Below are 21531 nucleotides of genomic sequence, written 5' to 3'. Positions count from 1 at the left end.
GGCGGCCGCGATGCTAGATCTGACATCGCGGTGGCCCAAGGCCGAATTTGCCGAAGATGCGACGGCACTGCAACCTTGGGTAGATATTGCCTTTGGCAGGCAGGCCGCAGCGGAAAAAGCCCCGCTCTACATGATTGGCGCACCGTTTCAGATCAAGGTCTGGGAGGCGCTGCTGCGGGTGCCTTCCGGTCACGTCACCACCTATTCCGAGATTGCCGCCGCAATCGGCCACCCCAAAGCAGTCCGGGCGGTGGGTACGGCTGTGGGCCGCAACCCGGTAAGCTGGTTGATTCCCTGTCATCGCGCCTTGCGCAAATCGGGCGCGTTGGGCGGTTATCACTGGGGCTTGCCGGTAAAGCGGGCCCTGCTGGCCTGGGAAGGTGCGCAGGCCGATCACGAAACCAGAAACGACCAGGACGAATTGGCCGAATTCCGCCGAAGTGCTGCGGGAACCAGATGCAGCGCGCAGCGTTGAGGTATATGGAGATGTGCTTACCCCCGGCTTCGGGGGCCAATGACATGAGGCTGTAAAATGACACTTAGAAAACCGATAATTCTGCTGGCGCTGGGTGCCATGACATTGGCGGGCTGCGTTGTTGCGCCAACGACCGAGGAAAACCGCCGCACCAACACAGGTGCAGTGGCGGGTGCGCTGATTGGTGGGGCGCTTGGGGCATCATCCAATGGTGACAACAAGTTGCTGAAAGCTGCGGTTGGCGCTGGTCTTGGCGCTGCCATTGGCGGGGCAATTGGTGCTTCGCTGGACCAGCAAGCCGCCGACCTGCGCAATTCCATCGGCGATGACCGCGTAAGCGTGACCAATACCGGGTCGCAATTGGTTGTAAACCTGCCACAAGATATCTTGTTCGCCACTGACAGCGCCACCCTGCGTGGTGATCTGACACAAGATTTGCAGGCCGTCGCCCGCAACTTGCTGAACTACCCGAACACGACGGTTCAGGTCGTGGGCCATACCGACAATACCGGTGCGGCTGCCTATAACCAGAACCTGTCACAGCGCCGCGCGCAATCTGTCGCCGCGGTTCTTCAGGCCAATGGTGTGCCCGGTGGCCGCATCGTTGCCTTTGGACGTGGTGAAGATCAGCCCATTGCCTCTAACCTGAGCGTGGCAGGCCGCGCCCAGAACCGCCGCGTTGAAATCATCATCCGGCCGAACTGATATTCGCAAATATGTTACGGAAAAGGGCGGGGTTTCCCGCCCTTTCTCATGGCTGCGAATTCGCATTGAGACTTGTGCATATTGGTCATAGAATTTGACCAATACTGACCGGAAGCTGCGATGCCATTTGAAACTGTTCCCTCCGAAAAACTGTCCTCTGCCGTTGTACATCAAATTGAACACCTGATTCTGCGTGGTGTTTTGCGGCCCGGCGACAGGCTGCCATCAGAACGAGAGCTTTCCGAGCGGATGGGCGTTTCGCGCCCAAGCCTGCGCGATGCCATTGCCGATCTGCAAGCGCGCGGCCTTTTGGACAGCCGCCCCGGATCAGGGGTATTTGTGGCCGAAGTTCTGGGGTCTGCCTTCTCGCCCGCCTTGGTTGCCTTGTTTTCGCAGCACGAGGACGCGGTGTTTGACTATCTCGGCTTTCGTCGCGACATGGAGGGGCTGGCCGCCGAACGCGCTGCACAGATGGGGTCTGATACCGATCTTAAAGTGATTGATACAATTTTCGCTAAAATGGTCGCGGCGCAAGGCTCCCGCGCCGCCACCGACGAGGCCGAGCTGGATGCCAGCTTTCATATGGCGATCATCGAGGCCAGTCATAACGTCATCATGCTGCATATGATGCGGTCAATGTATGATTTGTTGAAACAAGGCGTGTTCTATAATCGTCAAGTGATGTTTCGGAACAAGACGGCGCGCGCTGTATTGCTTGATCAGCACCGCGCGATAAATGCGGCCCTGCAAGCCCGTGACCCGCTGGCGGCGCGTTCAGCGATCAACGCGCACCTGGATTTTGTGGAAACCGCCCTGACGGAACATCTGAAGGCCCAAAGAAATGAGGCTATCGCCCGCCAGCGCTTTGAACAGGAACTCTTGCGCTGACGCAAGGGGCCAAAGCGGCACGGCGGGCCGCACAGAATTGCGGCAATGAAAAACCCGGCACAATGGCCGGGTTTTTCAAACTGTCATATCAGGCTGCGCACGGTCAGTGCATTTTGGCGCCAACCTGGCTTATGGCCGCATCAATCGAGGCCGAAGTGCTTTCTGCCGTGGCCTGCTTGGCCAGCACATCACCCGCCGCAGCAATCGCAATCGCTACCGCCTGCTCACGCACAGCCCGCACAGCACCGGCTTCTGCCGAGGCAATCCGGTCTTCGGCAGCCGCCAAACGGCGTGCAATAGAATTGGCCAGATCAAGCTTGGCTTGTTCAGCCGCAGAACTTGCTTCCTCTTTGGCCGAGGAAACGATACGGTCGGCTTGCTCTTGGACTTCTTTTTTCTTGCGCTCATAGCTGGCCAAAATAGCCTTGGCTTCTTCGCGCAAGGCCCGCGCCTCATCCAGATCGGCTTTGATCTGCGCGGCGCGTTTGTCCAACATCCCGGTCAACTTGCCCGGCACGCCAACCTTGAGAAGCACGGCCACGAACAAAAGAAACGAGATCAGCACCACAAAGTTGGTGTTGCCCAGCGAAAAGAACGGGCCAGAGGCAGCCAGTGCGGGGCTTGCAATGGCACCTGCACCAGCGCTTGCCAAAAGGATCAGCTTTCTCATGGCGTTATCCTTTCAGACGGGCGGTAACCGCCGCATTGATTGACCGGGCATCCACGTTGCCGCCCAGAACCGAAACCAGTTCCTTGGCGGTATCCTTGGCCACTTCCGTCACGCTTTCCAGCGCATTGGCACGAATTTCCGCGATCCGCTGTTCAGAAACGGCCGCTTTCGCATCAATGTCCGCATCGGCCTTGGCCACCGCTTTCGCAAGAACCGCATCAATATCAGCGCGGGCAGCAGCGACGATTTTCGCAGCTTCCGTCCGGGCTGCGGCCAGCGCGTCGTTATAGGCAGCTTCAGCTTCGTTTGCCTTTTGCTTCAGCTCTTCGGCGGCGGCCAGATCATTGGTGATCGTACCCCGGCGTTCGGCCAAAACGGCGCTGATACGGGGCAATGCGACCCGTGTCAGAATAAGATAAATCGCGACAAGTGCAACCAAGAGCCAGAAAATCTGGTTCGGAAACCAGTCTGCACAAAGCTGCGGCATGCCAATGGCACCACCACTGGCATCAACACACTTGCCCGCGACTTCTTCAAGAATTGGTTCAGTCGTCATGTCGCACTCCACACTCCACAAGATCTGACCGGATCGGCCTGTGCCAATCCGGTCAATAGTTCAGAAAATGTGGATCAGACCGCGAACATCAAAAGCAAGGCGATCAGGAACGAGAAGATGCCCAGCGCTTCGGCAAACGCGATACCGACGAACAGGTTGGCCATCTGGCCCGGTGCTGCCGACGGGTTGCGCAATGCGCCCGACAGGAAGTTACCGGCGATGATACCCACGCCCACACCAGCGCCGCCAAGGCCCATGGTTGCAAGGCCTGCGCCGATGAATTTGCCCATTTGTGCGAATTGTGCTGCTGCTTCGAGTTCCATGGAAAGCTCCTTAGGATATTGTAAGAGTTGATAGGTTGATTGAAGACAAGACCTTAGTGATGCGCGCCGCCAACAGCGTCCCGCAGATACACACAGGTCAGGATGGTAAAGACATAAGCCTGCACGCAGGCCACCAGCAGTTCCAGCCCGTAAAGCGCTGTCACCGCACCGATCACGACCGGAGAGGCCACGAGCAGGGTTGCAAAGCCCGCGATCACTTTGATCACGGCATGGCCCGCCATCATGTTCCCCGCCAGACGAATGGAGTGGGAGACGGGGCGCACGAAGTAGGAAATCACCTCGATCAGCGCCAGAACCGGGCGGATGGCCAAGGGGGCAGAAGTGACCCAGAACATGCCCAGAAAACCGATACCGTTCTTGGCAAAGCCAAGGATGGTGACGCCAAGAAACACCATCAGCGCCAGGATCACCGTTACAGCCACATGGCTGGTGGTGGTGAAGGCCATCGGCAACAGGCCGAGCAGGTTGGAAAACAGGATGAACAGGAACAGGGTCATCACATAGGGAAAATACTTCACCCCTTCGTGGCCTGTCACTTCTTCGACCATGTTGTAGATGAACCCATACAGCAATTCCGCGATCGACTGGCTGCGCGACGGCACGATGGCACGACGGCGGGTGCCAAGCATCAGCAGGGCCGCGATCAGCAACACTGCAATCGCCATCCACATCGTCACATTGGTCACGGTGTACCAGGCGACATGCTCACCACCGAACAGCGGCTTGACGATAAACTGGTCCATCGGGTGAATGGCGAACCCGGAGCTTGCTTCTTCAGACATCGTTGCCCTCGTCATTATCGGGGCGCGTGGCCCCACTTGTTTTGTCATGTTCTGCCGACATGGTTTGCGCGGTCCGTAACATGGTCCGCACCCCTGCCGCAAAACCGAGCAGCGCAAAGATCACCAGAAAGATCGGTCGCGTATCGAACACATAGTCCAACCCGAACCCGATCGACAGCCCCAGCAACATGCCAGACACCAGTTCGATCACCATCCTCCAAGCCATCTCACCCTGCGAGAATGCCTTGCCGCTCTCGGTTTTTGCCGCAACCGGCTTTCCCTTGATCTTGGCGATCCGGGCCTCCAGGGCCCTTAACCGCGCCGCATCAGGTTCTTCCGTCATCGCAAAGATGTCCCTTGAACAGTCGTTGCCTACCTACGCAGAGCCACGCGCCAAGTCAAGCAAGCAACGCCGCCAACGCCCAAAGCTAAGCAATTGATTTATATGGACCTTGCAAATTTAATGCTGATCCGGGGGGCAGCGCACCGGCCCCGGATCATGAATCCCTGCGCTTTCGCATATTCAACCATTTGGTTGACGAATACGCCGCCTCATTGCACAACTGACGCCATGGCTCACCCGCTCGATATCACTTTCGCCGCCTTGGCCGATCCAACCCGCCGCAGCATCCTGTCCATGCTGCTGGAGGATGATATGGCGGTTACCGATGTTGCCGCACCGTTTTCAATGTCGCTCGCGGCTATTTCAAAACATCTGCAAGTGTTGGCCGATGCCGGGTTGATCAGCCAGGAAAAGCACGGTCGGGTGAAATGGTGCAAGCTGGAACCCGATGCGCTGCGGGCGGCCTCGGTCTGGATGCAGGGCTTTGGGCAGTTTGAACCGGTCAACCTCGACGCATTCGAGCGCTTTCTTGCGACCGAACTTTGTGACCCTGACGAATTGCCCTGACGCCCTGCGCGCCAGACAATCTGTGGCCAGACACCCGCGTCTTTTTGCGACCCCGTAAAAGCTGTCGGGCAAAGCTGTCGGGCCACACGAACAAAGCGCAATGCAGCCATATTTACGCCCCGATCAAGGGGAAAACTGGCAAAACCAAAGCGTAAAGGACAGCCAACATGAAAACCGCCCGCGCCCTTATTACCCACCGTCGTCGCCGTGCGGCCGCGTTGGAGGATCGCTTTATCTACCGTTTACAGCAGCTTGACCGCAACCGCTCGGCCCTTGCACCACGTTTGGGCGTGTTCAGAAATCAACCGTCACGCCGGGCAGCCTGAGTTCGGCCACCAGGTCGCGCAACTCCTGGCGTGCCGCAAGGTTTGACATATTCAGCTGGTCGACACCTGTATCTTTAAGGTCCAGCAAAGTCAGCCCGCGTGGGAATAATTCGCGAAAGATCACCCGCTCGGAAAAGCCGGGTGCCACGCGAAAGCCGATGCGGCGCGACAAATCCTCCAGCGCGGCCCCGACCTTTTTCTTGTTGTGCATCTGCTGCGCCCCAAGCCGGTTGCGCACCACGATCCAGTCAATCGGCTTCAGGCCTGCCTGCGCCCGTAACTGCCGCGCCTGCCACACCATTTCCGAATAGATCGAAGGGCCAGTCACTTTGCCCGTCTCGGCATCCACCCGTGCCAAAAGGTCAAAGTCAATGAAACTGTCATTCAGCGGTGTGACCAGAGTATCGGCAAGGCTGTGCGCGACCTGACTCAACCGCGTATGCGAGCCGGGGCAATCAATGACGATAAAGTCTGACACCGCTTCCAAGGCCGTTATCGCAGCCGACAGCCGTGCGTCATAAGGGTTTTCGCCGGGGCCCAGCGTTTCCGCTGCAATCTCGGGCAAAAGCCGATAGTCAGGGGTCGGCAGGGCAAGCTCGGTCCGGGCCAGATAGGCCAGTCAATTCTCGATATACCGGCCAAAGCTGCGTTGCCGTAGATCAAGGTCCAGCGCGCCCACCCGGTACCCCATACGCACCAAGGCCGTGGCCACATGCATCGAGGTGGTGGATTTGCCCGAGCCGCCCTTTTCATTCCCGACAACAATAATATGCGCCATGCTAAACCTGCCTTGCCATAGGGGCGAATTGCCCTCTCTAATGACAATGTGGCAGGCAAAGGGGAAGCCCTTTTTGTCAAATTCCAACCGGCGCTGTGACACAAAGGCCAGTAAACACCCCGCGCCCACCGGGAAAAAGAGGAGTATTCATGCAAAACCTGCCGGATCGCAGGGCAAGCCTGTGGGCCTTTGGCACCCTAGCGGTGATAGTTGTCACAAACGCTGCGGTGCTTGCGGTGGCGCATTCGCCTATGGCCTTGGCGCCCGTCATCCCCAACCTGCGACAAGAACCGGCGCGATTGCGCTGAGGATATCGAACCAGATTGGCGCAAATCAAACGGTACAGAAATGAAAAACGCCACCCCGAAGGATGGCGCAATTCAGATAATGCTGGGCAAGGATCAGAACCCAAGACCGGCGTATTTGTTCTTGAACTTCGATACACGCCCGCCGGTATCCATCAGACGCGAGGTGCCGCCGGTCCATGCCGGATGTGCAAGCGGGTCGATGTCCAACGACATCTGATCGCCCTCTTTGCCCCAGGTGGTATAGGTCTGGAACACGGTGCCATCCGTCATCTTGACGTTGATCATGTGGTAATCGGGGTGGATTCCATCTCTCATCGGTCCGCTCCTTATGCTTTGGGGGCTTTGTAATTGGTATCTTCCACAATCCGGGCCGATTTGCCACGACGATCGCGCAGATAATACAGCTTGGCGCGGCGTACACGGCCACGGCGCACAACTTCGATGCTGTCGATGTTGGTGGAATAGAGCGGGAACACACGTTCCACGCCTTCACCGAAAGAAATCTTGCGCACGGTGAACGAGGCCGCCAGGGTCGCGCCACCACGGCGAGAAATGCAAACGCCTTCATAACTCTGTACGCGCGAACGCGCGCCTTCGGTCACTTTGTAACCGACTTTGATCGTGTCACCGGCCTTGAAGTCCGGAATGACTTTGCCGAGGGCAGCGATCTGTTCCGCCTCTAGCTGTGCGAGCAGGTTCATACCTGATCCTTCCATTTTGCTCACGGTTTTCCCGCGAAGATGATGCCGCCCTATTGCTCTTGGTCTTCAACCGGGTCCCTACCATGCCTTGCACAGTAAGCCCGCCAGAGATCAGGCCTGCGTTCCTTTGTCAGCCTTTCGGCCATAGCCTGCCGCCAGTTGGCGATATTCCCGTGATGGCCGGATTGAAGTATCTCCGGTATCTCAAGCCCGTTCCAACGGCTGGGTTTCGTAAACTGTGGAAATTCCAAAAGCCCATCCGAAAAGCTTTCCTCTTCGGTGGATGTTTGATTCCCAAGCACGCGCGGTATAAGCCGCACCGTTGCATCAAGCAAGGCCGTTGCGGCAATCTCGCCCCCGGTCAGGACAAAATCACCCAAAGACACTTCCTCAACACCGTAATGCTGCAAAACCCGCTCATCCACGCCCTCAAACCGGCCGCAAAGCAGGGTCATTCCCTGCCCGGCCGCGAATCGGTGTGCCATCGCCTGATCAAAGGGTTTGCCACGGGGGCTAAGGTAAATCACGGGCCAATCGGCGCGGCCCGGCGTGCCAACCGCTGCCGCATCCAATGCGGCCCCCACCACATCGGCGCGCAACACCATACCAGCGCCACCGCCTGCTGGCGTATCATCGACATTCTTGTGTTTGCCAATGCCAAAGCCGCGCAGATCAACGGTTTCCAGCGCCCACAGCCCAAGGTCCAGCGCCTTGCCCGTCAGCGACAGGCCCAACACGCCCGGAAACGCATCGGGAAACAGGGTAATCACCTTGGCCCGCCACGCGCCCGCCACGCGCATATCGGCCATCAAATCGCGCGGCGTCAAACTGGCCTGCACCGAGAGGCGGCCATGAGATTTCTGCTTTTTGGGTGGGGTGGCATCATCAATCATATTGCGGTCCTTATCCGGTTCAAGCCGGGCCGAAAAGGGCCCATCGCAAAGCGCTCAGTCATGCGGGGCTTGCGCCTTGATTTCCGCTTGCAGCGCCAAAATGGCACTTTCGGCTGTGGGTAGTTGCACCCGAAGCCCTTCCAGAAAGCCAAGATTCGGGCAATCCGCCCAGATATCCGGGTCTTGGCGCAAAGCAATGATCAGCCTTTCTGCCATACGCGCTATTATTTCAGGCTCGGAGCCAAGGGCTTGCATCACGCACACAGGCACATCCGGCCTTGCCATGCGTTCCACAATCGCGGCATTTGACCCCATGAGCATCAGCGCCCGTTTGCCTGCGACCGAGGCAACGCCAGCCTTTACCCGTGCCAACAGCACGTCAAAAATCGCCGTTTCGTCCACCAGCGCGCGCAAGCCAGAAAGATGTCTTTCCAAGTCTGCCTCGCTGACATCATGGGCCAAACCGTTCAACGGCAGGGTAACAGTTTCGGCATAGGCACGCTCGCGGCCAGCGCCTGTCGCTGCGCCGTTTTCGATTTGCGCCAGGGCATCCGCCAAAAGATGGTCCATTGCCTGCGCCTTCCACGGGTCCCAGACAAGCCGGGCCAAGGGGATCGACAGAAATGAGATGGCGATTGGCAGCATAAGCGGAAGCGTTGGCACGCTACCCAACACGCCGCCAATACCACGCCCCAGGCCAAAACACACCAGAACCAAAAGCACTTGCATCGCCGCCCGCGCCGCAAAGCCGATCAGCGCCTCGGGGCCTGCCCAATCGGCCAGGGTTCGGGGAAAGTCCTGCGGCCGGACAATCACCAGCCAAAGCAGAAAAATTGCCGCAAACACCGGAACGACGGCCCAGCCAAAGCCGCCAAGCCCCGCAAGCAAAGGCCCGAAATACAAAAGCGCCGTCGCCGCCATCAACATTCGCAACCGGTTTTGCACCCTGCCCCCGATCTGTCGCAAGATAAGGCTTACCCGTCAGTCAGCGTTAGTCCAGCCCCTCGGGCAAATTGATAACAACGCGCCGCGCCGTCAGATCGACGGTCGGTACGGTTGCCATTGTAAAGGGCAGCAGAACCGACTCGGCACCGCCGCCGCCCACCTCCAGCAAATCCCCCGCGCCGTGGTTGTGCACCGCCATCACCGTGCCCAATACAACACCGCCGGTATCACGCGCCTCCAGCCCGATCAGGTCGGCATAGTAATATTCATCATCCGGCAGGTTTGGCAGCTTGTCGCGCGACACAAAAAGGCTGGTGCCGCGCAACGCGTCCGCCTCTTCCTTGGTCGCAACGCCGGTCAGGCGCGCCCCAAGCCCGCCGGCCACAGGCCGCGTCAGCGTGACGTTGAAACTGCGTTTGCCATCTTCGGTGAACAGCGGGCCGTAATCGGCAATCGCTGTCGGCTCGGCACAAAAGCTTTTCAGCCGCACCTCGCCCTTCACCCCAAAAGAGCCGGAAATAGCCCCCACACATAGCCGATTCTCAAGATCAGTGCTTGTCATTATCGCCGCTCCACACACAGGGCAGGGCTGCGCTTTTCCCAGCCTGCACGTTCCAATTCCGGGGTGTTCGCTTCGGCCTCGGGCCAGCCAACACAAAGATAGCCTATCAGGCGCCAATCGCGCGGAACATCCAGATCTTGTGCCATTTGCACCGGGTCGATGATGGACACCCAGCCAATGCCCAGCCCTTCGGCCCGTGCCGCCAGCCAGAACAGCGTGATGGCGCCCACCACCGAATAGGCCCGGGTTTCGGGCATCGACTGCGCGCCAAGCCCAGCCCCCTTGGCCGTTGCATCATCGCTGAACACGGCCAATTGCACCGGGGCCTCGCGCATGCCCGACAACTTCAGATCTGCGTAAAGCCTGGCTTTTTCAGAGGTATAGCCCGCCAGCGCATCGGCATTCGCCCTCTCAAAATTGGCCAGAACCTTTGCCCGCGCCTCGGGGCTTTCCACCGAAATCACGCGCCACGGCTCTGACAGGCCCACGGATGGGGCCAGCGAGAACGCATAAAGGCAGCGGTCCAGAACCGCTGCCTCTACCGCGTCGGTGCGAAAGCGACGCACATCGCGCCGCCACTGCATCAGGTCGCGCAACTCGGCCTGAAAGGCCTTGTCATACTGGCCTTGCACGGGCCGGTCCGATTATTCCGCGTCAGCCGCAGCAGGCGCCGCATCACGAGCGGCTTTCTTGGCGGTCAATTCGGTCATGCGCTTGCCGGGAACAGCCGCTTTCGGGTTGTTGCGCACTTTCTTTTCGCGCAGGCCAGCAGCTTCAAGAAAGCGGGCAACGCGGTCGGTCGGCTGTGCGCCCTGGCTCAGCCAATACTGCACACGCTCTGCGTTCATTTTCACGCGATCTTCGGAATCCTTGGCCAACAGCGGGTTATAGGTGCCCAGCTTTTCAAGAAAGCGGCCATCGCGTGGCATGCGGCTGTCGGTAGCGACGATCGAATAATGTGGGCGCTTCTTGGAACCACCACGGGCAAGACGGATTTTCATGGACATTGTGTAGTCTCCTTAAGGGTCTGGGTAAGATGTGCGTCAGCGCATCGTTTTTTGGTTATTTCTGTAGTTGTTCGTGATGCCTGATGACTTCGGAAATGATGAAGGTCAGGAATTTCTTGGCAAATGCCGGGTCAAGATCGGCCTCTTTCGATAACCACTCCAGCCGCTCTATCTGGCGTGTTTCGCGGCTGGGGTCGCTTGGTGGCAGGTCATGTTCAGCTTTCAGCTTGCCCACCGCCTGCGTCTGTTTAAAGCGCTCGGCAAGTGTATAAACCAAAATAGCGTCCAGCCGGTCAATGCTGTCGCGGTGTTCTTTCAATAGCACCTGTGCGCGGGTTGTGTCCGTGTTCATTCGTTTCCCCGCTTACTTTTTCTTCATCAGGCCAGACAGGCCCGGCGGCAGTGACATGCCGCCCCCCATCCCCGGAAAACCACCGCGCCCCATACCAAGCCCCTGCTTCATACCGCGCGCGGCCTCCTCCATCTGCTCGGGCGTCATTTTAGACGGGTCCGGCATGCCTTTGCCGCCCATCATCTGCTTGATGGCCGCTTTCATGCCTCCCCCCTTGCCCATCTTTTTCATCATATCGGCCATTTGCTTGTGCTGTTTCAGCAAACGGTTCAATTCCTGAACCTCAAGCCCTGCCCCCGCCGCAATCCGCTTCTTGCGGCTGGCCGCCAGCAAATCCGGGTTGGCGCGTTCTTTCTTGGTCATCGAATTGATCAGCGCAATCTGGCGGCGCAGCATGAGATCGTCAAAACCCGCCGCTTCGGCCTGTTTTGCCATTTTGCCCATGCCCGGCATCATGCCCATCAGGCCCTGCATTCCACCCATTTTCAGCATCTGTTCCAGCTGACCCTTGAGGTCGTTCATGTTGAACAACCCCTTGGCAAAGCGCTTGGCCATGCGTTCGGCCGCCTCGGCTTCAAACGTCTCTTGCGCGCGTTCCACCAGCGCCACGATGTCGCCCATGCCCAGGATACGGCCCGCGACACGTTCGGCCTCGAACGTCTCCAGCGCGTCCATCTTTTCGCCAAGACCGACAAAACGAATCGGCTTGCCGGTGACGGCCCGCATCGACAGCGCCGCGCCACCGCGCCCGTCGCCGTCCATCCGCGTCAGCACAACGCCGGAAATTCCGACCTTGCCGTCAAATTCGGTAGCGACGTTCACCGCGTCTTGCCCGGTCAGCCCGTCAACCACCAGCAAGGTTTCGCGCGGCTGTGCAATATCGCGTACCGCCTGAATTTCATCCATCAACACCTGGTCAATGTGCAAACGGCCAGCGGTATCAAGGAACACCACATCATAGCCGCCCATTGACGCCTGAATCTTGGCGCGCTTGGCGATTTGCACCGCCGATTCGCCCTTGACGATCGGCAGGCTGTCCACACCCACCTGCGCCGCCAAAATCGCCAGCTGTTCCATCGCGGCGGGTCGGTTGGTATCCAGCGATGCAAGCAGCACCCGCTTGCCCATCCGCTCTTTCATCCGCTTGGCCAGTTTGGCGGTCGTGGTCGTCTTGCCTGACCCCTGCAAACCCACCATCAGGATGGTCGCAGGCGGATTGTCGATTTTCAGCGGTTCCGGCTCTCCCTCACCGGCAAGAACCTTGATCAGCTCATCATGGACAATCTTGACAACCTGCTGCCCCGGCGTAACGGATTTGGTGACCTGCTGGCCTGTCGCCTTGGCCTGAACCTTTTTCACAAAGTCGCGCGCTACGGCCAGCGAGACATCCGCCTCCAGCAGCGCCACGCGCACTTCACGCAGGGCAGTTTCAACATCGGCGCTTGACAGCGCGCCTTGTTTGGTCAGCCGATCAAAGACACCGCCAAGGCGTTCTGATAGAGTCTCGAACATGGGCTGCCCTCCAAAGGCTGTTGCAAAAGGCCGATATAGCAACCGGCGGCGAAAAAGCCAATGCAAGGCGGCACCCGTGGGCGCAACGCGCTGACGGATGGCGATCCCGGCAAAAGCCTAGGGACCGGAAGCAATGCACTTCCGGGAATTGAGGCGCTGATAGGCCCAGAGCGGTGCAGAGTCAAGCCTGCGTCAAGTCTGCGCCCCGCCAAACAGCCCAAAGACACGCTTACCGACCATTTCACACAAATGCACCAAAGCGGCTTTTCCCTTGTGTGACAAGGCAGTAAGCTGTGCCAAACAGCCCGGCAGCGCCGCGCATCGACAGGAGCGCAGGAGATGGACAATTGGGACGAGATCAAGACAGCCTATCAGGTTGCCCGTCTGGGCACGGTTTCGGGCGCAGCCGAGGTGCTGGGCGTGCATCATGCAACCGTCATCCGCCATATTGACAGCCTGGAAAAACGACTGGGCGAAAAACTGTTTCAACGGCACGCGCGCGGCTATACTGCCACCGAGGCCGGGCGCGACCTTTTGGCTGTAGCACAGACGACCGAAGATCAGTTTGCGCAATTGGCCAACCGCATCAAGGGCCATGGCGAAGCGGTCAGCGGCGAATTGATCGTCACATCCATTGCCGAAATCAGCCGGCAGTTATCGGGCGTCATGGTGGCGTTTGGGGCAGAATATCCCAGCCTCATCCTGCGCTTTCTGACAGGCCAGCGCCTGTTCCGGCTTGACTTTGGCGAGGCGCATGTGGCGGTTAGGGCCGGTGCGGCCCCATCCGAGCCGGATTATGTGGTGCAGCCCTTCATGGTCCTGCATCACGGGCTTTACGCAGCGCCCAGCTATGCCGCCGCCCACGGCCTGCCCAAAACCGATGCCGAACTGGCCGCCCATCACTTTGTCGTCAACGATAATGCCGAAAGCCGGGCGCCCTACAATCACTGGCTGCGCACCCTGGTCCCGCCCGCGGCGCTTGGCTTTCGCGCCGCCGAACCGGCCCCGATTTATGACGCCATTTGTGCGGGTGCCGGGCTTGGCTTCATACCGCGCATCGCCGCACCCCAATACCCCGAGTTGATCGAGGTAATGCCGCCCCGCCCGGAATGGTCATCAAACCTGTGGCTGGTCACCCATGTCGACCTGCATCGCACGCTCAAGGTGCAGCGTTTTCTGGCCTGCCTGAAAGAGGCCGCCCAGGAATGGCAAACCTTGTGACCGCATCCGTCCCCACCCCGCGCGCACAAAGCCTGCGCGGGCATCTTGCCATGCTGGCCTTTTCGGCCTTGGTCGCGGGGTCATTCTCGCTCGGCTCCATGGCGGCCCCCTTTGTGGACCCCGCAGCACTGACCACGCTGCGCTTTGTCTTTGCCGGCGTGATTGTAGGCAGCGCAGCCCTGGTCACCACCGGCATTCCGCGACGCGCCCTTGCCGCCCCGTGGCGCTATCTGGTGCTTGGGGCCTTGCTGGCGATTTACTTTGTGATGATGTTTGAAGGGTTGAAAACCGCCGCCCCCGTGTCTGCATCGGCGGTGTTCACCCTTACGCCAATGTTGGCCGCAGGCTTTGGCTGGCTGTTGCTGCGCCAGATCACCACGCCGCGCATGGCGCTGGCGCTGGCCATCGGGGCTGCCGGGGCCGCCTGGGTGATTTTTCGCGCCGATTGGCAGGCGCTGCTACAGTTTCGCATCGGCAAGGGTGAGATTATCTATTTCTGGGGCTGCGTTGCCCATGCGCTTTATGCCCCCATGGTCCGCAAACTGAACCGGGGCGAGCCTGCGATTGTGTTTACCTTTGGCATGATGGTCGCGGGCACGCTTATCCTTGCGCTGTGGTCCTGGCCCGCGCTGATCGCGACCGATTGGGCCGCCCTGCCCGCGATTGTGTGGGTAACGCTGGCCTATGTCTCTATCGCGGCCAGTGCGATTACTTTTGTGCTGGTGCAATATGCCACGCTGCGCCTGCCCTCAGCCAAGGTCATGGCCTATACTTACCTGACCCCTTGCTGGGTGATCTTGTGGGAAATCGCCCTTGGGCGCGGGCTGCCGCCCTTTGGTATTCTGGCGGGTGTGGCGATGACCATTCTGGCGCTTTACCTGTTGTTGGAGGATTAGCCCGGTTTAACGATCATGCCCCCGCCGCATCCGTGTTTCCAGCTTGCGCAAGCCCAGTGACAGGGTGATCGTCATGGTCAGATAAACCAGCGCCACCACATTATACGTCTCAAAATAGCGAAAGTTTCCTGCCGCCGTCACCTTGCCCAATTGCGTGATATCAGCCACGCCCAGCACCGATACCAGCGAGCTGTCTTTCACCATTGCAACAAAATCATTGCCCAAAGGCGGCAAAATCACCCGAAATGCCTGCGGAAATATCACAAATCGAAACCTGTGCCAGCGATTGAGGCCCAGCGCCTCGGCCGCCTCTATCTGGCCCTGATCGACGGCAGCAAGGCCTGCCCGAAACACCTCGGCCAGAAAGGCGGAATAAGCGATGGTCAGCGCAATAATCGCGCGCCACAGCAGCGAAAAATCGCGGTTGCGCACCGGGTTCAGGCCCAGTTGGGCCGCGATCCAGTTCCACAACTCTACCAAAGCCGGGGCCAGCGCAAAGGCGACATAAAGCAGCAAAACAATGATCGGAACGCCGCGCACCACCTCAATATAAAACCGCGCCACCTGCCGGATCACCAAAAGCCGCGACCCGGCGGCCAGCGCCAAAAGCAGGCCAAGGCTTGCCGCCATGCCAAAGCCTATGATCGTAACAAACAGCGTTATGCCGATGCCCTTGGACAGGGTTTGCAACACCTGCGCGTAAAGATCATCCGACAGGACACGCCAAAAAAGATAGCTGCCGATCCCCACAAGGGTCAGCAGCCACCACGGAAAATCCTGCTCTGATTTACGCACACGCCGCACGATACAGCCGCGTCAGCCGCCAACCTTGAAATCTACGAACCACTTGGTATTCAGCGCATCCATCGTGCCATCAGCCCGCATGGCAGCAATCGCGGCATTGATCGGGGCCACAAGCGCCGACCCTTTGGGGAAAATAAATCCGAAATCCTCGGCCCCCAAAGTATCGCCAACGATCTTCAATTTGCCGTCGCTGGCCGCAACATAGCCAGCCCCGCCCGTGCTATCGGTCAGCGACAGGTCCACATCGCCATTGCGCAAGGCCTGCACACCCGCGCCAAAGGTTTCAAACATCTTGATGCGGGGGTTGGCCTCATTTCCGTCCAGCACCTCATAGACGCCCACATAAAACGGGGTGGTGCCGGGCTGTGCGGCCATCAGCAGATCGGGATTGGCGGCAAAACTTGCGGCATCGGTGAAGCGGTTCTCATCGCCGCGCACCAGCATGACCATTTCAGAGCGCATATAAGCATCAGAAAAATCAACCTTTTCCTTGCGATCATCGCGAATTGTGATCCCGGTCATGCCCATGTCGAACTGGCCTTCTGAAACAGCCGGGATCATCGCATCCCAACTGATGTTTTCATAGCCAACTTTCAGGTTCAGCCGCTTGGCGATCTCGGCCAGCGCATCATATTCCCACCCCATCGCCACACCGTCTTGCATGAATTGCAGGGGCGGATAGGCGTTTTCGGTGACGACGACAATCTCTTTCCCACCCAGATCGGGCAGTTCAGCCGCAAAGGCAGGCATCGCAAGAAGGGCCAAAAGGCCGAAGGTGGCGGTGAGTTTCATGTATCAGGCTCCGGTTTGAAGGCGTTGCGACAGGTTAGCTTCAGGGTCGGGAATGTCCAGTGCGTCAGCAGATTGGCACTACAGCGATCCCCCCAGACGGTAGGAACGAACTTGGTATAAACATGTCATCGACTTGCGCCGCAAACCTTGCAACCCTCGCGCGGTTTGGTGCCGATCACGCGTGCCTCGGTATAGAGCCCGTCATAAATCATCAAGCGTCCCCGCAGATTTTGCCCGGCGCCTGTCACATATTTCACCGCCTCCATCGCCATCATGGCGCCAAGCACCCCCGGCAGCGGGGCGGCAACGCCGGCCTCGGCACAGGTTGGCACCATTCCGGGGGCCGGGCGATTGGGGAAAATACATTCAAAACAAGGGCCACCCTGTGCGGGATCATAAAGGCTGATCTGCCCTTCCCATTGCGTTATTGCCGCCGCAATCAGGGGTTTGCCAGCCGCAACAGCCAAACGATTGACCAGATAGCGTGTGTCAAGATTATCGGTACCGTCAAGGATCAGATCATAGTCGGCAAACAAACCCCCGGCCTCGGCATCCACCCGCCGGGCATAGGCCCGCAGGTCCAAAAACGGGTTCAACGCCGCCATTGCCGCCACCGCCGAATGAACCTTTGGCATGCCGATACGCCCATCCGTATGGATGATCTGCCGTTGCAGATTGGAGTTTTCGACCACATCCGGGTCAATCACCCCAATGCGCCCAACGCCCGATGCCGCGAGATAAAGCAGCGCCGGGCTGCCCAAACCGCCCGCGCCGACCACCAAAACGCTGGCGTCCTTCAGCTTGCGCTGGCCCTGCCCGCCAATCTCTCGCAACATGATATGACGCGCGTACCGCTCCAGCTCGACCGGCTGAAACGCCCCTGGCCTGGCTGGTGCCAGCGTTTTGGCGGCAATCTTGCGGCGCAAGGCCTGCAAGCCAAAGCGATAGCCGATCACGGGCACCGCCAACATCCCAGCCAAAAGCCAGGCGGTGAAATTACCACCCAAAAGGGCTGCCGCACCGTTGGGATGCGCAACCAGCGGTGAATGGGCCAATACCAGAATCGCCCACCAGAAAACCGCAAGCGCCATCCCCGGCCTGGCAGGCAGATAGCGCCCACCAACGGCAACAGCCAGCACCAAAAAGCCCAAAATTCCGATCATGATCGCCCTGTAGAGCCGAATCCTCCGGCCCCCCGCGTTGTTGCCGACAGCGCCTCGACGGCTTCGAACCGCGCTTGCACCACCGGGGCAATCACCATTTGCGCAATCCGGTCACCATGCGAAATCAGATAAGCAGCGGTGCCAAGGTTGATCAACGCAACCCCCAAAGGCCCGCGATAATCGCTGTCAATCGTGCCTGGCGTGTTGGGCAGGCTAATGCCGTGCTTCAACGCCAAACCAGAACGCGGCCTGATCTGCATTTCATAGCCCTTCGGTATCGCAACCCGCAGCCCGGTCGCCACAATCAGCCGCGCCATCGGGGCTAGGGTGATACCTGCCGCCCGATCCTCGGGCCGCAGATTTGCGCGAATATCAGCCCCTGCAGCCCCTTCGGTTTCATAACGTGGCAGGCCAAACGCCCGGTCTGCCCAATCTTCCCACATGAATTGCAAGACCGGAGTCATCCTCGCCCCATTTTCATTCACCCATTCCCTGATATATTTTTGCCGCAGGCAACCTGTCTTGCCAAGATTACATCACCCGGCCAGCGCCTGTGCGATGCGCGCCGCCAATCGCTGTGCGACCTCGACCTTGGTCATGCGGGGCCAGCTTTCCGCCCCTGCAGCCGAAATCACCGTCACGGCATTTTCAGCCCCCCCCATGATACCGGTTGCCGGCGAGACATCATTGGCAACGATCCAATCACAGCCTTTGCGCAGGCGCTTCGCGCTTGCATGCGCGATCACATCCTCTGTCTCGGCGGCAAAGCCCACGACAAGGCCGGGCCGCCCCGCCTTCATTTGGGAAATGCTTGCCAGAATATCGGGGTTCTCGGCAAATTCCAGGGCTGGGGCCTTGCCGGACCCATCCTTTTTCATTTTTGACTCTGCCGCATTTGCCACCCGCCAATCAGCCACGGCGGCGGCAAAAACCGCGGCATCGGCGGGCAAAGCCGCCTTGACGGCGGCGTACATTTGCGCGGCGGTTTCGACCGGGCGCAGCGTAACCCCATCTGGCGGCGCGACGCTGGCCGGGCCAGTGATAAAGGTCACCTGCGCCCCCATATCGCGCAGCGCTGCCGCCAAGGCGCTGCCCTGCGCGCCCGAAGACCGATTTGCGATATAGCGCACCGGGTCAATCGGCTCATGCGTGGGGCCAGAGGTTACCAGAACATGCTTGCCGGTCAGCGGCCCTCCGGCCTGCGTCGCCCCAATGCCCGCCTCGATTGCCGCAACAATTTCCATGGGTTCCGCCATGCGCCCCGGCCCGAATTCACCGCAAGCCATATCGCCCTCATTCGGGCCGACAAACCGAATACCATCGCCGCGCAGCGTGGCCAGATTGCGCTGGGTCGCGGCATGCTGCCACATCCGCACATTCATCGCAGGCGCGATCAGAACCGGCGTATCCGTCGCCAAAAGCAGCGTCGATGCCAGATCATCAGCGCGGCCCTGCGCCATCTTCGCCATCAGATCCGCCGTTGCCGGGGCCACCACAATCAGATCTGCCAAGCGTGACAGCTGGATATGCCCCATCTCCGCCTCATCCGTCAGGTCAAACAGATCGCGATACAGTTTTGACCCGCTAAGGGCTGAAACCGACAGCGGCGTAACAAATTGCGCGCCCGCCTGGGTCAGAACCGGCGTCACGCTGGCACCGCGTTCACGCAAACGGCGGATCAGATCAAGCGATTTGAACGCCGCAATGCCACCGCCGATGATAAGAAGAATGCGTTTGCCAACCAGCATGGGGGTCCGTCCTTGCAAATATCCAAATCACTCTAGCGCCATTTCGCGGCAAGGTGAACGGCTTTCGCCGCGGTATTGGCAAGAGACAGGGGGCAAAAGCGCAAGCGCAGGCTTTTACGCCTTTGCCCCATTCACGGGCTGGGTTTGGCTAGGGTTTTGCAAAAGCCGCACAGGGGTCTTCACGCGGGGTTGGGGCGGTGATGATCCAACGGTCGAAGGGGGGGGCGGTGCCGGGCGCACCTTCCATTTGACCGATGCTGAAAACCGTGACGTCAGGGGCCGCCGTGGCAAGGGCGGCGGGAATGCCCCGCAGCCTGTCGGCATGGCCGGTGCCGGTGATCACGACAACCGGGCCGCCCGTCTCATGCAGCGCGGTCAGCGTGGTTCGGGCAAAACCTGCATCACGCAGGCGCTGCGCCTCAACCATACCCGGCAGCAAGTTGGCGGGAAGAGCATCGCAATGCGCGGCCAATTGATCGGCTTCGCGGGCCGATTGCTCGGCTTGGGGCAGCGGCGTTGCAAGACCGAAACGCGCCGAGTCTGGCCCGAAAACTGCGGCAGCCCCTTCCTTCATTGCGCGCCGCACCTCTGTCCGGGGCAGTGCAGCGCCATATAGGCGCGCAGTGCCCGAGGCCGCAAAAACCGGATGATACAGACTGTAATCAGGCCAACCCGAGCCGTCCCAGTGCAAAGCACCCGCCATTGCCACCTGATCTTTACGATCCACTGCTTCGACAGATTTTGCCTGTTCGGGCGTCAGCATTTCAAACACCACTGCCGCAGGTCGCCAACGCGCGATCAATTCCGCTTGGGTAACGTGATGCGTCGGGTTGTCATGCACTTCACCGATAATCACAATTTGACCGGGGGCGGTTGCAGGCAAATCCATCAGCCCGACCTGTTGCCCATGCGCAGAACTGCCCAAAAACGGGACCACCATCGCCAACAAGAAGCTGAATCTTTTCATCACAAGAAATGATGCACCTCTTGGGTGCGCGTTTCAAGGCTCCGGCGCAACTTGATGAAAGCGGCAGCCTCCAACTGGCGGATACGCTCTTTTGACAAACCAAGCTCCACACCCAGGGACTCAAGCGTGCGCCCCTCATCCCGCAATTTGCGTTCGGTCACGATAAAGCGTTCGCGCGGGGTCAGATCGCCCATCGCCTTGACAAGCCAACTGCGCAGATGCGCGGTATCATGGCTGTTTTCAACCAGATCTGCCGCCTGCACACCCTCATCTTCCAGCGCGTCAATCCATTCGCGGCCCTCATCCTCGGCCGATTGGGTGGCATTCAGCGAAAGGTCAGACCCGGAAAGCCGACCATCCATCATCTCGACATCCTGCAACGGCACCCCTATTTCGCTGGCAATCATCGCGCGCAACTGATGCCCATCAAGCGCCTCGCCGCGCTGATTTGCCTCACGCTCTATCTTGGCCTGCACGCGACGCAGATTGAAAAACAGCGCCTTCTGGCTGCTGGTCGATCCTGTTCGCACCATCGACCAGTTTCTCATCACATAATCCTGGATGCTGGCCTTTATCCACCACACCGCATAGGTCGAAAACCGCACACCGCGATCAGGGTCAAACTTGTCCGCCGCTTTCATAAGGCCCAAGGATGCCTCTTGGATCAGGTCATTCATCGGCGCGCCGTAGCGGCGAAATTTCGATGCCATGCTGATTGCAAGCCGCATGTAGGCTGTTATCAGCCGATGCAAGGCCGCCTCATCGCGCTGGTCACGCCACGCATAGGCCAGCCGCAATTCCGTCTCGGCATCCAATAATTCCGCCTTCATCGCCTGGCGTGACATGGTTTGATCACTATACGCAGCTTGTGCCATCCAAGACCCCCCCTTCAAAATCATCGTTAACTTTTTGCTTTCCCCCATGATACGCAGGATCAGACCTGTTGGATCACAACGAACCACACTCAAAAAGGTTCCCCGCCATCACCTTACGCGATGGATAGAGCGCTTCGCCGTGGATTCGCCGTGGATTTGAAACAAGGCCTATCACATAACACATTGAAATCCATGATTTCAGGCAGCGATATGTGCTTCAGGCCCAAGGCGGAACGCTGTAGCCGCGCTGTCCCAAGGGCAGAGCGCGCAGCCGGGGTTTTGCCACGCCCTTTACAACGCCCTTTGCCACGCCCCCCCGTGGCCGCCCCAAAGCCTGGCCAGAATTTCACG

Annotated in this window: 28 protein-coding genes and 1 pseudogene; 7 read left to right on the top strand and 22 right to left on the bottom strand. The window is 59.3% G+C overall.

The window, feature by feature from the left end; all coding sequences use genetic code 11:
• The 3 genes from VDP61_RS06010 to VDP61_RS06000 all read left to right on the top strand — a co-directional run.
• Window positions 1-475, top strand: a 475-nt coding sequence (locus tag VDP61_RS06010) for a methylated-DNA--[protein]-cysteine S-methyltransferase (protein WP_323006028.1), incomplete at its 5' end; no start/stop codon positions are given.
• Window positions 476-532: 57 nt separating this feature from the next.
• The gene (locus tag VDP61_RS06005) at window positions 533-1180 is read left to right on the top strand and encodes an OmpA family protein (protein WP_323006027.1); all 648 of its coding nucleotides are present in this window, start codon (window positions 533-535) and stop codon (window positions 1178-1180) included.
• Window positions 1181-1300: 120 nt separating this feature from the next.
• Window positions 1301-2068, top strand: a complete 768-nt coding sequence (locus tag VDP61_RS06000; RefSeq protein ID WP_323006026.1) for a FadR/GntR family transcriptional regulator — start codon at window positions 1301-1303, stop codon at window positions 2066-2068.
• Window positions 2069-2171: 103 nt separating this feature from the next.
• On the opposite strand, the gene VDP61_RS05995 is transcribed toward VDP61_RS06000, so the two are convergent.
• The 5 genes from VDP61_RS05995 to VDP61_RS05975 all read right to left on the bottom strand — a co-directional run bounded on the left by VDP61_RS05995 (window position 2172) and on the right by VDP61_RS05975 (window position 4763).
• The gene (locus VDP61_RS05995; protein WP_323006025.1) at window positions 2172-2738 is read right to left on the bottom strand and encodes a F0F1 ATP synthase subunit B; all 567 of its coding nucleotides are present in this window, start codon (window positions 2736-2738) and stop codon (window positions 2172-2174) included.
• A 4-nt stretch (window positions 2739-2742) separates the two neighbouring features.
• Window positions 2743-3294: a F0F1 ATP synthase subunit B' gene (locus VDP61_RS05990; protein ID WP_323006024.1), complete on the bottom strand. Its 552-nt coding sequence runs from the start codon at window positions 3292-3294 to the stop codon at window positions 2743-2745.
• A 74-nt stretch (window positions 3295-3368) separates the two neighbouring features.
• Complete coding sequence (locus VDP61_RS05985) at window positions 3369-3617, bottom strand: F0F1 ATP synthase subunit C (RefSeq protein ID WP_323006023.1); 249 nt, start codon at window positions 3615-3617, stop codon at window positions 3369-3371.
• Window positions 3618-3670: 53 nt separating this feature from the next.
• The gene (locus VDP61_RS05980) at window positions 3671-4420 is read right to left on the bottom strand and encodes a F0F1 ATP synthase subunit A (RefSeq protein ID WP_323006022.1); all 750 of its coding nucleotides are present in this window, start codon (window positions 4418-4420) and stop codon (window positions 3671-3673) included.
• The gene (locus VDP61_RS05975; protein ID WP_323006021.1) at window positions 4413-4763 is read right to left on the bottom strand and encodes an AtpZ/AtpI family protein; all 351 of its coding nucleotides are present in this window, start codon (window positions 4761-4763) and stop codon (window positions 4413-4415) included. The genes VDP61_RS05980 and VDP61_RS05975 overlap by 8 nt, the downstream gene beginning before the upstream one ends.
• 228 nt (window positions 4764-4991) lie before the next feature.
• Between VDP61_RS05975 and VDP61_RS05970 the strand changes: the two genes are divergently transcribed.
• Window positions 4992-5330 carry a metalloregulator ArsR/SmtB family transcription factor gene (locus VDP61_RS05970; RefSeq protein ID WP_323006020.1) on the top strand — a complete coding sequence of 113 codons (339 nt, stop codon included), beginning with the start codon at window positions 4992-4994 and terminating at the stop codon, window positions 5328-5330.
• 167 nt (window positions 5331-5497) lie between these two features.
• The gene (locus tag VDP61_RS05965; RefSeq protein ID WP_323006019.1) at window positions 5498-5656 is read left to right on the top strand and encodes a hypothetical protein; all 159 of its coding nucleotides are present in this window, start codon (window positions 5498-5500) and stop codon (window positions 5654-5656) included.
• On the opposite strand, the pseudogene VDP61_RS05960 reads toward VDP61_RS05965, so the two are convergent.
• The 10 genes and pseudogenes from VDP61_RS05960 to ffh form a co-directional block, all read right to left on the bottom strand.
• Window positions 5625-6434, bottom strand: a pseudogene (locus VDP61_RS05960) (division plane positioning ATPase MipZ). The gene VDP61_RS05965 and the pseudogene VDP61_RS05960 sit on opposite strands and share 32 nt — an antisense overlap.
• A 401-nt stretch (window positions 6435-6835) precedes the next feature.
• Window positions 6836-7057, bottom strand: a complete 222-nt coding sequence (gene rpmE / locus VDP61_RS05955; protein WP_323006018.1) for a 50S ribosomal protein L31 — start codon at window positions 7055-7057, stop codon at window positions 6836-6838.
• An 11-nt stretch (window positions 7058-7068) separates the two neighbouring features.
• Entirely contained in the window at window positions 7069-7443 is a 375-nt protein-coding gene (rplS, locus tag VDP61_RS05950; protein ID WP_323006017.1) for a 50S ribosomal protein L19, read from the bottom strand.
• 50 nt (window positions 7444-7493) lie between these two features.
• Window positions 7494-8336 (bottom strand): tRNA (guanosine(37)-N1)-methyltransferase TrmD, encoded by an 843-nt coding sequence (gene trmD, locus VDP61_RS05945; RefSeq protein WP_323006016.1) that lies wholly within the window; start codon window positions 8334-8336, stop codon window positions 7494-7496.
• A 54-nt stretch (window positions 8337-8390) separates the two neighbouring features.
• Window positions 8391-9281, bottom strand: coding sequence for a hypothetical protein (locus VDP61_RS05940; protein WP_323006015.1), 891 nt, complete (start codon window positions 9279-9281; stop codon window positions 8391-8393).
• A gap of 46 nt (window positions 9282-9327) precedes the next feature.
• Window positions 9328-9843, bottom strand: a complete 516-nt coding sequence (gene rimM / locus VDP61_RS05935; RefSeq protein ID WP_323006014.1) for a ribosome maturation factor RimM — start codon at window positions 9841-9843, stop codon at window positions 9328-9330.
• A complete protein-coding gene (bluB, locus tag VDP61_RS05930; protein WP_323006013.1) occupies window positions 9843-10475 on the bottom strand; it encodes a 5,6-dimethylbenzimidazole synthase in 633 nt (210 codons plus the stop codon). Before bluB ends, rimM begins: the two co-directional genes overlap by 1 nt.
• A gap of 12 nt (window positions 10476-10487) precedes the next feature.
• Window positions 10488-10850 carry a 30S ribosomal protein S16 gene (gene rpsP, locus VDP61_RS05925; RefSeq protein ID WP_323006012.1) on the bottom strand — a complete coding sequence of 121 codons (363 nt, stop codon included), beginning with the start codon at window positions 10848-10850 and terminating at the stop codon, window positions 10488-10490.
• A gap of 55 nt (window positions 10851-10905) precedes the next feature.
• The gene (locus tag VDP61_RS05920) at window positions 10906-11202 is read right to left on the bottom strand and encodes a chorismate mutase (protein ID WP_323006011.1); all 297 of its coding nucleotides are present in this window, start codon (window positions 11200-11202) and stop codon (window positions 10906-10908) included.
• A gap of 12 nt (window positions 11203-11214) precedes the next feature.
• Window positions 11215-12714, bottom strand: a complete 1500-nt coding sequence (gene ffh / locus VDP61_RS05915; RefSeq protein WP_323006010.1) for a signal recognition particle protein — start codon at window positions 12712-12714, stop codon at window positions 11215-11217.
• A 339-nt stretch (window positions 12715-13053) separates the two neighbouring features.
• Here ffh and VDP61_RS05910 point away from each other — a divergent pair, with 339 nt between their 5' ends.
• A complete protein-coding gene (locus VDP61_RS05910; protein WP_323006009.1) occupies window positions 13054-13935 on the top strand; it encodes a LysR family transcriptional regulator in 882 nt (293 codons plus the stop codon).
• Window positions 13920-14831 (top strand): DMT family transporter, encoded by a 912-nt coding sequence (locus VDP61_RS05905; RefSeq protein WP_323006008.1) that lies wholly within the window; start codon window positions 13920-13922, stop codon window positions 14829-14831. Before VDP61_RS05910 ends, VDP61_RS05905 begins: the two co-directional genes overlap by 16 nt.
• A gap of 6 nt (window positions 14832-14837) precedes the next feature.
• On the opposite strand, the gene VDP61_RS05900 is transcribed toward VDP61_RS05905, so the two are convergent.
• The 7 genes from VDP61_RS05900 to VDP61_RS05870 all read right to left on the bottom strand — a co-directional run bounded on the left by VDP61_RS05900 (window position 14838) and on the right by VDP61_RS05870 (window position 21180).
• Window positions 14838-15635, bottom strand: a complete 798-nt coding sequence (locus tag VDP61_RS05900; RefSeq protein ID WP_323006007.1) for an amino acid ABC transporter permease — start codon at window positions 15633-15635, stop codon at window positions 14838-14840.
• Window positions 15636-15647: 12 nt separating this feature from the next.
• On the bottom strand, window positions 15648-16427 hold the full coding sequence (locus VDP61_RS05895) for a transporter substrate-binding domain-containing protein (RefSeq protein WP_323006006.1): 780 nt from the start codon (window positions 16425-16427) through the stop codon (window positions 15648-15650).
• Window positions 16428-16552: 125 nt separating this feature from the next.
• Window positions 16553-17590, bottom strand: coding sequence for a HesA/MoeB/ThiF family protein (locus VDP61_RS05890; RefSeq protein ID WP_416236491.1), 1038 nt, complete (start codon window positions 17588-17590; stop codon window positions 16553-16555).
• Complete coding sequence (gene dut, locus VDP61_RS05885; RefSeq protein WP_323006005.1) at window positions 17587-18054, bottom strand: dUTP diphosphatase; 468 nt, start codon at window positions 18052-18054, stop codon at window positions 17587-17589. Before dut ends, VDP61_RS05890 begins: the two co-directional genes overlap by 4 nt.
• A 72-nt stretch (window positions 18055-18126) precedes the next feature.
• Entirely contained in the window at window positions 18127-19338 is a 1212-nt protein-coding gene (coaBC, locus tag VDP61_RS05880; RefSeq protein WP_323006004.1) for a bifunctional phosphopantothenoylcysteine decarboxylase/phosphopantothenate--cysteine ligase CoaBC, read from the bottom strand.
• A 148-nt stretch (window positions 19339-19486) separates the two neighbouring features.
• Window positions 19487-20305, bottom strand: coding sequence for a ChaN family lipoprotein (locus VDP61_RS05875; protein ID WP_323006003.1), 819 nt, complete (start codon window positions 20303-20305; stop codon window positions 19487-19489).
• The gene (locus VDP61_RS05870; RefSeq protein ID WP_323006002.1) at window positions 20305-21180 is read right to left on the bottom strand and encodes an RNA polymerase factor sigma-32; all 876 of its coding nucleotides are present in this window, start codon (window positions 21178-21180) and stop codon (window positions 20305-20307) included. The genes VDP61_RS05875 and VDP61_RS05870 overlap by 1 nt, the downstream gene beginning before the upstream one ends.
• Window positions 21181-21531 lie beyond the last annotated feature (351 nt).

This window comes from Pseudorhodobacter sp. (assembly GCF_034675685.1).
Classification (GTDB): domain Bacteria; phylum Pseudomonadota; class Alphaproteobacteria; order Rhodobacterales; family Rhodobacteraceae; genus Pseudorhodobacter.
The sequence above is the reverse complement of the archived record's forward strand: the minus strand, read 5'-3'. Positions and strand labels throughout refer to the sequence as shown.